The organism is Candidatus Competibacter denitrificans Run_A_D11 (genome assembly GCF_001051235.1).
Classification (GTDB): domain Bacteria; phylum Pseudomonadota; class Gammaproteobacteria; order Competibacterales; family Competibacteraceae; genus Competibacter_A; species Competibacter_A denitrificans.
Genome location: NZ_CBTJ020000030.1, coordinates 48,917 through 61,829 on the forward strand (window position 1 = coordinate 48,917; position 12,913 = coordinate 61,829).

15 protein-coding genes are annotated in these 12,913 nt (G+C 58.4%); 5 read left to right on the forward strand and 10 right to left on the reverse strand.

Going from position 1 to position 12,913, the window contains the following annotated elements:
• Nucleotides 1-97: 97 nt before the first annotated feature.
• Nucleotides 98-2,146: an elongation factor G gene (gene fusA / locus BN873_RS06430; RefSeq protein WP_048671886.1), complete on the forward strand. Its 2,049-nt coding sequence runs from the start codon at nt 98-100 to the stop codon at nt 2,144-2,146.
• A 71-nt stretch (nt 2,147-2,217) separates the two neighbouring features.
• On the opposite strand, the gene BN873_RS06435 is transcribed toward fusA, so the two are convergent.
• Together BN873_RS06435 and BN873_RS06440 are read right to left on the reverse strand one after the other, a co-directional pair.
• Nucleotides 2,218-2,742, reverse strand: coding sequence for an O-acetyl-ADP-ribose deacetylase (locus BN873_RS06435; RefSeq protein ID WP_048671963.1), 525 nt, complete (start codon nt 2,740-2,742; stop codon nt 2,218-2,220).
• 15 nt (nt 2,743-2,757) lie between these two features.
• Complete coding sequence (locus BN873_RS06440; protein WP_048671966.1) at nt 2,758-2,922, reverse strand: rubredoxin; 165 nt, start codon at nt 2,920-2,922, stop codon at nt 2,758-2,760.
• Nucleotides 2,923-3,054: 132 nt separating this feature from the next.
• Here BN873_RS06440 and thiD point away from each other — a divergent pair, with 132 nt between their 5' ends.
• The 4 genes from thiD to BN873_RS06460 all read left to right on the forward strand — a co-directional run bounded on the left by thiD (nt 3,055) and on the right by BN873_RS06460 (nt 6,535).
• On the forward strand, nt 3,055-3,903 hold the full coding sequence (thiD, locus tag BN873_RS06445; protein WP_048671888.1) for a bifunctional hydroxymethylpyrimidine kinase/phosphomethylpyrimidine kinase: 849 nt from the start codon (nt 3,055-3,057) through the stop codon (nt 3,901-3,903).
• Between the two features lie 87 nt (nt 3,904-3,990).
• Nucleotides 3,991-4,617, forward strand: a complete 627-nt coding sequence (thiE, locus tag BN873_RS06450) for a thiamine phosphate synthase (RefSeq protein ID WP_048671890.1) — start codon at nt 3,991-3,993, stop codon at nt 4,615-4,617.
• Nucleotides 4,618-4,628: 11 nt separating this feature from the next.
• Nucleotides 4,629-5,906: a glutamate-1-semialdehyde 2,1-aminomutase gene (hemL, locus tag BN873_RS06455; RefSeq protein WP_048671892.1), complete on the forward strand. Its 1,278-nt coding sequence runs from the start codon at nt 4,629-4,631 to the stop codon at nt 5,904-5,906.
• A gap of 17 nt (nt 5,907-5,923) precedes the next feature.
• Entirely contained in the window at nt 5,924-6,535 is a 612-nt protein-coding gene (locus tag BN873_RS06460; protein WP_048671894.1) for a Uma2 family endonuclease, read from the forward strand.
• Nucleotides 6,536-6,566: 31 nt separating this feature from the next.
• Here BN873_RS06460 and BN873_RS06465 read toward each other — a convergent pair whose 3' ends face one another.
• From BN873_RS06465 to BN873_RS06500, 8 genes are read right to left on the reverse strand one after another with little or no spacing between them, the layout of a single operon-like run.
• Entirely contained in the window at nt 6,567-7,103 is a 537-nt protein-coding gene (locus BN873_RS06465; RefSeq protein ID WP_082161130.1) for a disulfide bond formation protein B, read from the reverse strand.
• Between the two features lie 41 nt (nt 7,104-7,144).
• On the reverse strand, nt 7,145-7,423 hold the full coding sequence (locus BN873_RS06470; protein ID WP_048671896.1) for an Rdx family protein: 279 nt from the start codon (nt 7,421-7,423) through the stop codon (nt 7,145-7,147).
• A gap of 10 nt (nt 7,424-7,433) precedes the next feature.
• On the reverse strand, nt 7,434-8,210 hold the full coding sequence (gene mtgA / locus BN873_RS06475) for a monofunctional biosynthetic peptidoglycan transglycosylase (RefSeq protein ID WP_242434384.1): 777 nt from the start codon (nt 8,208-8,210) through the stop codon (nt 7,434-7,436).
• A complete protein-coding gene (locus BN873_RS06480) occupies nt 8,195-8,662 on the reverse strand; it encodes a flavodoxin family protein (protein ID WP_048671899.1) in 468 nt (155 codons plus the stop codon). The genes mtgA and BN873_RS06480 overlap by 16 nt, the downstream gene beginning before the upstream one ends.
• A 55-nt stretch (nt 8,663-8,717) precedes the next feature.
• Nucleotides 8,718-9,329 (reverse strand): 2-hydroxychromene-2-carboxylate isomerase, encoded by a 612-nt coding sequence (locus tag BN873_RS06485; protein ID WP_048671901.1) that lies wholly within the window; start codon nt 9,327-9,329, stop codon nt 8,718-8,720.
• 45 nt (nt 9,330-9,374) lie between these two features.
• Nucleotides 9,375-12,464 (reverse strand): efflux RND transporter permease subunit, encoded by a 3,090-nt coding sequence (locus BN873_RS06490; RefSeq protein ID WP_048671903.1) that lies wholly within the window; start codon nt 12,462-12,464, stop codon nt 9,375-9,377.
• A complete protein-coding gene (locus BN873_RS06495; protein ID WP_048671905.1) occupies nt 12,461-12,682 on the reverse strand; it encodes a type II toxin-antitoxin system HicA family toxin in 222 nt (73 codons plus the stop codon). Before BN873_RS06495 ends, BN873_RS06490 begins: the two co-directional genes overlap by 4 nt.
• Entirely contained in the window at nt 12,675-12,896 is a 222-nt protein-coding gene (locus tag BN873_RS06500) for a type II toxin-antitoxin system HicB family antitoxin (protein ID WP_048671907.1), read from the reverse strand. Before BN873_RS06500 ends, BN873_RS06495 begins: the two co-directional genes overlap by 8 nt.
• Nucleotides 12,897-12,913: the final 17 nt, after the last annotated feature.

Sequence of the window (12,913 nt, forward strand, 5' to 3'; positions counted from 1 at the left end):
AGAAACCGGAGCGGTTCCTGTAGACTTTTTATTCTGGGATTGAGGACCCGAGCGCATTAAATTCGCCGTTTACTAAAAAATTCGACAGGAGGCCATGATGGTCAGCTACCCCACCGAATCCATCCGCAATATTGCCCTGCTCGGTCATGGCGCGGCTGGAAAAACCACGCTGGTGGAATCCATTTTGTACCATGCCGGCAAACTCCCCGCCCCCGGCACCGTGGAAAAGGGCAACACGGTCTGTGATTTTGACCCCCAAGAAAAAACCCATCAACACTCACTCGACTCCGCGCTGGTCAATTTTGACTACAACGGTGCGCACGTTAACTTAATCGACACCCCCGGCTTCCCGGATTTCTTCGGACAAGCCATCGCGGTATTGCCGGCGGTTGAAACCGTCGCCGTAGTCATCAATGCGCAAACCGGTATCGAAGCCGTCACGCAGCGCGCCATGGAGCGCGCCGGCGAGCGCCATCAGTGCCGAATGCTCATCGTCAATAAGATCGATGCTGAAAACATCGATCTGCCTGGCCTCTTGCGCCAGATTCAGGACACGTTTGGCAAAGAATGCCTACCGATCAACTTGCCCGCCGGCGGTGGTACGCGCGTGGTGGACTGCTTCTTCAATCCGGCAGGAGACAGCGATTTTTCCGATGTGGCCGCCGCCCACTCCGCGCTCATCGACCAAGTGGTCGAGGTCGATGAGGACTTGATGGCGCTTTATCTGGAGCAAGGCGCCGATCTGCAACCTGCGCAATTACATGCGCCGTTTGAGAAGGCGTTGCGAGAAGGCCACCTGATTCCGATTTGCTTCGTATCCGCCCGCAGCGGTGCCGGAATCAAGGAGCTGTTGGAGATTTTCGCCAATCTGCTACCCAACCCGACTGAAGGTAGCCCGGAACCATTCTTAAAGGGATCTGGGGATGCGGCTCAGGAAATCTATCCCACTCCCGACCCGCACCAGCACGCCGTGGCGCATGTTTTCAAGGTATTGATCGATCCCTTCATCGGTAAACTCGGCATCTTCCGTATTTACCAAGGCACCATCACCAAGGACAGTCAGCTTTTCATCGGCGACGGGCGCAAACCGTTCAAGGTCAGTCACCTGTTTCACATTCACGGCAAGGAACATCCTGAGGTGACGGTCGGCATTCCGGGGGATCTGTGCGCGGTGGCCAAGGTCGATGAAATCCACCGTAATGTGATCCTGCACGACTCGCACGACGAGGATGAGATACAGCCGCGCCCCATACGGTTTCCTACACCCCTGTTTGGACTGGCTATCCGGGCCGCCACGCGCGGTGACGAACAAAAATTGTCCGATACCGTCAACAAGCTGCTGGAAGAAGATCCCTGCTTGGCCCTGGAGCACAACAGCCACACCAAGGAAACCGTTTTGCGCGGTGTGAGCGATCTGCACTTGCGCATCACGCTGGAAAAGATGCAGCAGCGCTACAACCTGCACGTTGAAACCAAGCCGCCGAAAATCGCCTATAAGGAAACCATCAGCCAAAACGCGGAAGGGCACCATCGCCACAAGAAACAGACGGGTGGCGCCGGACAGTTCGGCGAAGTGTTCATGCGCATTGAGCCACTGCCACGCGATGCCGGCTTCGAGTTCGTCAGCGCTGTGGTCGGCGGCACCATTCCAACCTCTTTCCTGCCTGCTGTGGAAAAGGGGGTCCGCGAGGCGCTGCAAGAAGGCGCTATCGCTGGCTATCCTTTACAAGACGTGCGCGCCATCGCCTACGATGGTAAATACCATCCGGTGGACTCGAAAGAAATCGCATTTGTCACCGCTGGCCGGGAAGCGTTCCTGGATGCAGTGAGCAAGGCCAGACCGCTGATTCTGGAACCCATTGTCAACCTGGAAGTGCGGGCGCCGGCGGATTGTGTGGGGGCAATTACCGGTGATCTATCCAGTCGGCGCGGCCGCATCGCCGGCACCGACGCTGGACCGCGCGGTATGAGCATCATCAACGCACAAGTCCCGCTTGCGGAGTTGGAAGGTTACGAATCGCAGTTGAAATCCATGACCGGTGGCCATGGTTCGTACAATATCGAACTCAGCCATTACGATCCGGTACCGGGTGATATTCAGCAAAAGCTGCAAGCCGCGCACAAGAAGCAACAGCAAGACGGTTGATACCCTGCGCCGCGCAAGCCGGGATCAATCCCGGTTTGCGCGACCCCACAGCGGCGCCGGCACCGAACTGGCTAGCGAATGTTCTGTAACGCCGTCTCGTAGGCTGTGCGCACGTCAGCGCCGAAGCACACCAGAAAAACCGTATCGATCTGCTGATCGTCGGCTACAAACCGTCGGACTTCCCGTACTGCAATACGCGCGGCCTCCTCCAGCGGATAGCCGTAGACGCCACAACTGATCGCCGGAAACGCCAGGGTGTGAATGCCGTTTGCCACCGCTAGCTTCAGGCTATTGCGATAGCAGGCCGCGAGCAGCTCCGGCTCTCCCTGAACGCCACCTTGCCAAACTGGCCCGACCGTATGAATCACGTAACGAGCCGGTAGGCGATAACCTCGCGTGAGCTTGGCCTGGCCGGTGTCACAGCCGCCGAGTGTGCGGCATTCAGCCAGCAGTTCCGGCCCGGCAGCCCGATGGATGGCCCCGTCCACACCACCCCCGCCCAATAATGAGCGGTTGGCAGCATTCACGATGGCATCTACCGCCAGTCTGGTAATGTCATCGGCAATGATCTGGATTCGATCCGCGTTCGCAACCATCCGCATCCACCACCGTTAGATTTCGACCATTTCAAAATCATCCTTGGCGGCGCCGCATTCGGGACAGGTCCACGTTAACGGTACATCATCCCAGGCGGTTCCGGGCGCGATACCATCGTCCGGCCAACCCTTTTCCTCATCATAAATAAAACCACAAATCAAACACATATACTTTTTCATAGGCGTCAGTAATTTTGTTGACCAGGAATTCGGCAAAAGTGCCATGCCGCTATTGTCACATGCCCTTCTATCCTGAAAAAGCCACGGGGTCTGTTAGAATTTCTTTTCGCGATCCTATCCCGGAGTATCCGCATGATATCGGTAAATCCTCCAGCCCTTCCGGTCGTGCTGGCCTGTAGCGGCAACGATCCCAGCGGTGGAGCGGGTATTTGTGCGGATATCACCACGATCAGTAGTCTAGGCTGCCATCCTGCGCCGGTCATCACCGCTCTGACAGTACAAGATACTCATAACGTGCGGGCGTTACTGCCGGTTGAGTCCAAACAGTTACTCGATCAGGCCACGGCGATTTTAGAGGATATGACCGTGGCGGCGTTTAAGATCGGGGTGATTGGCAGCGTCGAAAATGCCGTTGCGCTGCACCGTTTACTGCGCACTCATCCCACTGTACCGGTGGTGCTTGATCCGGTATTAGCGGCCGGCGGCGGCACGGAACTGGCGAGCGCGACGTTGCTTGATGCGATCCGCACCTTGCTGTTGCCGCTCACCACTATCCTGACGCCCAACAGCGTTGAAGCACGCCGGCTGGCGCCCGAAGGCGACTCGTTGAATGCCTGCGCGATGGCCCTGCTGGAACGCGGCTGCCAATATGTGTTGATTACTGGTGGCCATGAACCCACTGAAACCATCACCAATAGCTTGTACGGGAATCATCGCCTGTTGGAGAGCTTTCACTGGCCACGGTTGCCAAACTCGTATCACGGCTCCGGCTGTACATTGGCCGCCGCCATTGCTGCCTTGCTCGCGCAAGGCTACACAAGCCATTCCGGCCCGCCCATTTCCGCTATCGTCCGGGCGCAAGACTATACATGGCGCACACTAGAGGCTGCATATCGGGTCGGCGGTGGACAATGGATTCCTAACCGGTTGTTTTGGGCTAACCCGTCGCAAGAGCCAGAAGGTTTCAATCCACGTCCGTGATCGAGCGAAACGGCATGGCGGAGGTTACCCATCGCCTATGCACGATGATCCCCTGAGGGGGAGGTTTCAAACCGGAGTCTATTTTTGATGAACAAACCTGCCTGTCGCGGTCTTTACGCGATCACCGATGCCCTGCTCTTGCCTGATGACCGGCTGGTTGCCGCTGTCGAACACGCGATCCTGGGCGGCGCCCAATTGGTGCAATACCGCGACAAAAGCGGCGCTGTCGCCCGACGGCTGGCGCAAGCGCAGGCATTAAACCACTTGTGTCGGCATCACCAAATCCCGTTAATCATCAACGATGATGTCGAACTGGCTGTTCAGATCGGTGCAGCGGGAGTACACATCGGCCGGGATGATCCAGCATTCAGCACGGTCCGTGCCCGTTTGGGGGAGAACGCGCTGATTGGCGTATCCTGCTATGATCGGCTGGATCTCGCCCTGAAAGCTGAGCGCGCCGGAGCGGATTACGTGGCTTTCGGCGCGGTGTTTCCTTCGCCGACCAAACCGACTGAGATTCGCGCCCCACTCAGCCTGCTACGCGAAGCCCGCGCTGCCTTGCAGGTACCTATCGTCGCCATCGGCGGAATCACTCCTGAAAATGCCCCCGTGCTGTTGGAGGCCGGCGTCGATGCGCTGGCTGTCATTAGCGCCGTGTTCGCTCAGCCTGACATTCAGGCCGCCGCTCGCCGTTTTGCTCTTTTATTCGCTTGAGGAAGGTTGCCATGAGCCGCTCCGCCCAACTCTTTGCCGAAGCCCAGCGTTATATCCCCGGTGGAGTCAATTCGCCGGTACGCGCCTTTCGCGGCGTCGGCGGTACGCCCATTTTTTTCAAACGCGGCGCCGGTGCTTATCTCTACGATGAAGACGACCGGCGCTACATTGATTACGTCGGCTCGTGGGGGCCGATGATCGCCGGTCACGCTCATCCGGCGGTAGTGCGCGCGGTTCAGGAGGCGGCTGTTAATGGTCTCAGTTTCGGCGCTCCCACTGCGTTAGAAACCGCTATGGCTCACCGAATTCAAGAACTGGTGCCTTCGATGGAACTGGTGCGGATGTGCAATTCCGGCACCGAAGCCACCATGAGCGCCATCCGTCTGGCGCGCGGTTTCACCGCTCGCAACACAATCATCAAATTCGAGGGCTGCTATCACGGCCACTCCGATTCGTTGCTGATCAAGGCCGGCTCCGGCGCGCTAACCTTGGGCGTTCCGACCTCGCCCGGCGTACCGGCGGCGCTGGCGGCTTACACCGTCACCTTGACTTACAACGACTTGTCACAAGCTGAGGACGCATTCGCCCAGCTCGGCGAAGAAATCGCGGGTGTCATCGTCGAACCGGTCGCCGGCAACATGAACTGCATCCCACCCGCACCCGGCTTCTTGGCGGGTCTGCGGGAGCTGTGCGACCGTTACGGCAGCGTGTTGATTTTTGATGAGGTCATGACCGGATTTCGGGTTGCCGCCGGTGGTGCGCAACAGTTATATGGCATCAAGCCTGATCTCACGACGCTGGGCAAAGTCATCGGTGGCGGGATGCCGGTCGGTGCGTTTGGTGGCCGACGGTCGATCATGGAAAAACTGGCCCCGCTCGGGCCGGTTTATCAGGCCGGCACCCTGTCGGGTAATCCGGTGGCGATGGCAGCGGGTTTGGCGACGCTGACATTGATCACCGAGCCGGGCTTCCACGCTCAGCTATCGACCAAAACTCAGCGGTTAAGTGATGGATTGGTCACCGTCGCCCGCGAATCGGGCGTACCGCTGACCGCAAATCAGGTCGGCGGCATGTTTGGCATTTTCTTCACCGAGACACCCGTTAGCAGGTACGCACAAGCGGTGGCGTGCGATGTCGAACGGTTCAAAGCATTCTTTCATGGGATGCTGGCGGAAGGCATCTATCTGGCGCCCTCGGCCTTCGAGGCGGGGTTTGTATCCTCGGCCCACACCGATGGCGACATCAACGAGACTCTGGATGCCGCTCGGCGGGTTTTTTCACGAATCTGACAAGATGGAGAATTCTCATGTCCCGACCTGCTGAATACTTTGTCACTCCCGCTGATTATCTGGCGCTAGAACGCCGTGCGGAAATCAAGAGCGAATATCTGAACGGCACTATTTATGCGATGTCTGGCGCGAGTCGCAACCATAATCGAATTACTGTGAATCTGGCCCGGCGACTCGGCAACCAACTCAGCGGCAAACCATGCGAGCCTTTTATCAATGACATGCGGGTCAAGGTCAGCCCGACCGGCCTCTACACCTACCCTGATGTCGTGATCGTTTGTGGCGATCCTCGATTTGAAGACAACCAGGTTGATACGCTGCTGAACCCAACCGTCATTATCGAGGTTTTATCCGATAGTACCGAGGCTTACGACCGGGGCGAGAAATTTGCGCATTATCGGGCGCTGGAATCATTGACCGATTACCTGCTGGTGGCACAGGACAAACCGCGTATCGAACATTACCAACGGCAATCGGACGGCCAATGGCTCTATTCCGTCGCGGATGGGATGGAAGCTCAGACCGAGATCGCCGCTATCAGTAGCGTCCTGCGGCTGATCGAGATCTACGACCGAGTGGAGTTTTCGGACTCTGGGGATGTAGCCGAGCACAGTGCTTCGTCAAAATAGCCTGGCGGACCTTTACAGCGCCACCGAACTTTCAGCGCCGTAGCCGCCAATTAGCTATCAGGCCAAAGGCTCCCAAGCTGAAAAATAGCAAAATATTCCACACGGGCATACTCAAACCCAACAAGGTCCAATCGACCTTGGCACACTCGCCGGAACCGGTCAGCACTTCGCGCAGTGCCTCGCCGAGCGGAAAATTTTGTAGCATATAATCCAGCCCTGGCCCACAGCGCGGTGCCTCCTCCGGCGGCAAATTCTGAATCCACACATGCCGACCAGCGATGAGAAGACCAACCGTCGCCGCCAAGTTAATCAATACGCCATAAACCTTAGCACCCCAATCTTGGGGGTTATGCAGTGCAGCCAGCAAAAACAACAGCCCAACAGCCAGCAAGGCCAGCCGCTGAAAAATACACAGCGGACACGGCTCCACCCCCTGCCCGACCTGGACAAAATAGGCATACCCCAAACCAAGCGCACACACCATAAAGCCCAAACCGTTGGTCGAGCGCCGAGACCAGTCTCGAAAACCGGTGGAGCTGGCAATAACTTTCAGATCAGCATCCGACATAAGCAATTCCAAAACACGTTCAATTTAAGGAAGTTAGGGAATTAGCGATCCGAATGGCCCAGTGACCGATCCGGTGCCACCTGGTCACGCACACGCTGTTTAACCTCTTTCGCTTCTGGAAAACGGCCCTCCTCCTTGCGGGACCAAATCAGCGCATCATTGACTCGAATCTCGAATACGCCGCCAGTACCCGGCCGCAGCGCAACTTCCCCCAGTTCTTCCTCAAAGGTTGTTAGGAGTTCCTGGGCTAACCAGGCCGCGCGCAGCAGCCAACGGTATTGGGTGCAATAGGTGATACTGACTTGCGCTTTTGGTTCCATAGCGTCCGGGTCACAATTTATCGAGATACGCGATACCGCCCAATTGCGCCATCTGGCGCTCGATCCACTGCTGGCGCTTGAGCACATAGCCAGAGGGTTTATCAACCCGATAGCGGAGCGGATTAGGCAATACCGCTGCCAAGCGAGCGGCTTGATCGCCGGTCAAACGTGCAGCGGGCTTATTGAAAAAACGGCGGCTGGCCGCTTCCACCCCAAATGTGTGTTCACCAAATTCGGCGATATTCAAATAGACTTCCAGAATTCGCTGCTTGGGCCAGAGCAGCTCCAGCAGAAAAGTAAACCATACTTCCAAGCCCTTGCGGATAAAACTCCGCCCCGGCCAAAGAAACAGATTCTTGGCGACCTGCTGGCTGATGGTACTGGCGCCGCGTAGCGGTTTACCGCCTTCTTGCTCATCCAGCACGTTTTGAATTTCGATGAAATCGAAGCCACGATGATCAGGAAAGCGCTGATCTTCGGCCGCCAGCACCGCCAACGCAGCTTCGGGGGCAATCTTGGCATACGGCGCCCAGGCGTAGCGAACCGAAGGCGCCTTACTGTCCCACAAGGTCTTGATCCAATGTTGAGTGATCACGCTGGAGGTCGGCAACGGCAAGCCGCGCAACCCCGCGACCAGCAGTACCGAGCCGATCACCAACAGCCAACACAGTCGCCACAGGAGCCGCCGGAGCCTGCGCCATAGGCCAGGTTTGGCGACCGGTTGGCCTTGCGCCGTTTTCGGCCCGAAAAGCCGACGCCACAGCGGCCACTTCAGAAAATACCCCACGCCAGCCCCGACGCCATGGTTTCCCCCAATTCCTCGCATTGTTGCAAAATACCAGTGGTAACGTCTCCCCGCGCGATGATCGGATCGCAAACCGGCTTGAAGGGATAGCCGCGCGCGATGCGCTCAATGCTATTCAACGCGCCGGTTCCATCATTGCCGGCGCTGATGAAAACCGCATACGGTAGCCCGTTGACCTGGCCTTGCGCGGGATAATAGGTCCGATCCAAAAAATTCTTCATAGCCCCGGACATATAACCGAAATTCTCCGGTGTCCCCAGCAAGAGAGCCTGTGCTCCCAGTAAATCCTCTAACCCGGCGCGCAACGCCATTTTCAGGTGCGTTTCCACCCCTTGCACCCGCCGTGCGCCGCGCAACACTGCCTTGGCCATGGCGTGTGTGTGGCCGGTTTGCGAATGGTAAACGATCAGCAGGCGCTTGGGCGGGTCGCTCATCAGCAGAATCGGTGGGCCGGCACAAATTCAGAGCCAATGGGGTGGCAAGAGCACTTCATGCGATTCCGACAAGGCTGGGCACTTTGCACCAGGCGATAGCCTGCTCCAAGCGGTCGTTGCCCCAGAACAGTTCATCGGCGGCCAGGAAGCTGGGGGCGCCAAAGATCCCAAGTGCCACCGCCCGCTCGACTTGTAAGCGTAAGGCATCCTTATTGTCTGGGGCCAAGGCGCGTTCAATGATACGGTGACCCGATATCCCTGATCGCTCAAGACAGGTCTGAATAATATCCGGTTTGGTGATATCCAAATCCTCGGCAAAGTTGGCGTGAAACACCTGCCGCACGAAGTCCGGCAGCCAGGGTTCCGCCGCGAAGGCACATGCAACCCGTGCCGCCAGCACGCTGTTACGGGGAAAAACCGACGGTCGTCGTAGCGGAATGTTCAGAGCCGCGCAGATCCGCTCTAGATCGCGCCACATATAACGGCCTTGCACCGGATAGAGATTAAAAGGCGAATCATGCCAGCCTTGCCGCTGAAAGATCGGCCCCAGCAAAAATGGCTGCCAAACTACCGTAAGCCCTGCTTGGTCGGCCATTGCCTGGATGCGCGCTGCCGCCGGATAGCTGTAGGTACTGGCAAACTCAAACCAGAATTCAAGGGCAACCATGCGCACTCCATTGATGAGCGGATGACCGGCACAGTATGCCAGTTTTTACCCACCACGCTCCGACACCACCGGTGTCCCGGCGAATCGACCCCGCAGCCGCGCAAGCCACTGCGCTACGTCATCGACGTAGGTAAAGAACGCGGGCACCACCAGTAAACTCAAGAAAGTCGAAGTGATTAGACCGCCAATCACGGCAATCGCCATTGGCGAGCGGAAACTCTCATCCGCCCCACCCCAGCCCATCGCAATCGGCAACATGCCCGCGCCCATCGCCAGTGTGGTCATTACAATCGGCCGCGCCCGCTTATGACCGGCGTCCATCAAAGCCTGAAAGCGCGATAGCCCATGATCGCGCCGGGCGACAATGGCGTATTCCACCAGCAAAATCGAATTTTTGGTGGCAATCCCCATTAGCATAATCAGGCCGATCAAGGACGGCATGGAAAAACTCTTGTCGGTTAGCAACAGGCCGATGAACGCGCCGCCCAACGACAGCGGCAACGCCGCCAGGATGGTGACCGGATGCAGCAGTTGCTTGAACAGCAGCACCAGCACGATGTAAATGCACAACACCCCGGTCAACATCGCTAGGCCAAAGCTGGCAAACAGTTCGCCCATCACCTCGGCATCGCCCACTTCCACCACTCGCACGCCAGGCGGCAGGTTTCTGACCGAGGGAAATTCCTGGGTCGCCGTGACCACATCGCCCAGCGGGACGCCGGAGAGTTCGATTTCCAGGTTGACGTTACGGGAACGGTCGTAGCGGTTGATGATGGCCGGGCCGCCGCTGTAGCTGATGGTGGCGACCTGGCCCAGCGCTACCGGCCCTTTCGCGCCCGGCACCGGCAGCCGCGCCAGCAGGTCGAGATTGTTGCGTGCCCTGTCCTCCAGCTTAACCACAATGGGAATCTGCCGCTGCGGCAGATTCAGTTTCGGCAGTTGCGCGTCGTAATCGCCCAGGGTGGCCACCCGCAGGGTATCAGCCATCGCGCTGCTGGTGACACCAAGATCAGCGGCACGGGCGAAGTCGGGCCGCACCGCGATTTCCGGGCGCACCAGGCTGGCGGTGCTGGTGATGCTGCCCAGGCCGGGGATTTGGCGCAGGTCGCGTTCCACTGCCCGCGCCGAACTCAGCAACGCCTGCGGGTCGTCGCCCTGCAACACCAGAATATATTTCTCACCCGAAGCCCCCAAACCGACTTTGAGGCGCACACCGGGCAGACTGGCGAGCGCGGCGCGGATTTCTTTTTCGACTTCCTGCTTGCGCGGGCGCTGGCCGCGCGGGCTGATCTGAAGAGTCAGGGTTGCCTTGCGCACTTCGGCGTTGCCGGCAGGTGCGAACGGATCGCCGCCGGCGCTGCCACCGCCAATCGTGGTGTACACGCTTTTGACGTGTTCCATGCGCATCAGCCGCTGGCGGGCCTGTTCGGCCACCGCCTGCGTTTCCTTCAGGGTCGCGCCGGGGGTCAGTTCCAGATAAACCTGGCTTTGCGAATTGTCATCCGGCGGGATAAAGCCTTGCGGTAACAACGGAACCAGCGCAATCGAGCCGATGAAAAACAAACCGGCCCCAATCATGGTGAGCAGACGATGGCGCACACACCAACTGGCCCAGCGCTGATAGACCCGGAGCCAGCGCGGTTCCGGCGCTTCATGCCGCATCGGTTTGATCAGATACGCCGCCATCATCGGCGTCAGCATTCGGGCGACGACCAGCGACGCGAACACGGCCAGCGCCGCTGTCCAGCCGAATTGCTTGAAAAATTTACCGGCGATGCCGCTCATGAAAGCGGTCGGCAGAAATACCGCAATCAGGGTAAAGGTGGTGGCGATCACCGCCAGGCCGATTTCATCGGCGGCTTCCATCGCCGCCTCATACGGGGTCTTGCCCATGTGCAGATGGCGCACGATGTTTTCCACCTCCACAATCGCATCGTCCACCAGAATACCGATGACCAGCGACATGGCCAGCAGGGTGACGCCGTTGATCGAAAAGCCAAAAATCCAGTGCATCCCGATCAGCGCGGGCAGCATCGACATTGGCAGGGCTACGGCGGAAACCAGGGTGGCGCGCAGATCGCGCAAAAACAGCCAGACCACCAGCACCGCCAGCAACGCGCCTTCCAGCAGCATGTGGAGCGAATTGTCGTACTCTTCCTGCACCAGGGTGACGAAATCGAAGGCTTCGGTGATGGCCAGATCGGGCCGCACCTCGCGCATGGTCTGCAACGCCTGGCGCACGCCCGCGCCGACTTCGATTTCGCTGGCGCCCCGGCTGCGCGTCACCTCGAAGCCGACCACCGGCTTGCCGTCCAAAAACGCCGCCGAGCGCGGTTCGGCAACCGTGTCTTCGATGCGGGCGATTTGATCCAGTTGAATGCTGCGGCCATCGGCCAGCGCTAGTCGCAGCGCCCGCAGTTCGTCGGCGGACGCGACCGTCGCCAGGGTACGCACCGGCTGTTCACCGTCGCCCAGATTCATCCGCCCCCCGGCGCTTTCGGTCTGCACCTGGCGCAACTGGCGCGACACTTCGGCGGCAGTGATGCCGAGCGCCTGCATCCGCGCCGGATCGAGGGCGACCTGTACCTCGCGGTTCACCCCACCCACCCGGGTGACCGCGCCGACCCCGCGGACTGTCAGCAAACGCCGGGTGATGTCGTTATCGACGAACCACGACAGTTCTTCGTCATTCAGCTTTTGCGAGGCGATGCTGAACGCTAGCACCGGCTGGCTGGCGAAATCGAGCTTGTTAATGATGGGATCGCGCAGATCGCCCGGCAGATCGCCACGCACCCGCGCCACCGCCGAACGCACATCGTCCAAGGCTTCCTGTGGCGGCTTTTCCAGGCGGAACTCCACCATCATCAATACCGAGCCATCGCCAATGGTGGTGTAGATGTGTTTCAAACCCTGCACCGTGGCAACACTGTTTTCCAGCTTGCGGGCGACTTCGTTTTCCAACTGGCCGGGCGTCGCGCCGGGCAGGACGGCGGTGACGTTGATGGTCGGCAAGTCCATATCCGGCATGTTTTGGACTTTCATAGCCTGAAACGCGGCCAGACCCGCCAGCGACAGCAGGACAAACAGCATCGCGGCGGCGACGGGATTACGGATCGACCAGGCGGAGACGTTCATGCCTCGAATTCGCTCTTAGGAATTCCAGACTGACGGATAATGGATTGCAGTGTGCCGATGCGGATTTCCGAGTGATTGGGTACAGGCACGGTAATCGTTGCATCTTCAAGCTGTTTTTGCATAGCGATATGACTGCCGCGTTGACGCATCTCAATGAAACCATGCCGGGCCAGAATAGCGCAAACTTCCCGACCCGATAAAACGCGCAGCTTAACCAACCGCAATCTCCAGTTGAGTAATGTAAATCTCTTCATGAAAGCGCTGCTGGATTTCTCCAGAAGAAGCGGTTTCAAAAAATAGTTCTAACGCTTCTTGAAGATTCTCTCGCGCTTCTTGCACCGTCTTTCCCTGACTGGCGATATCGAGTTCAGGGCAGAGCGAAACATAGCCATCGCTTTCTCGCTCAATAATTGCAGTCAGTCGTCTTTGCATAATTTCACCACAAATCT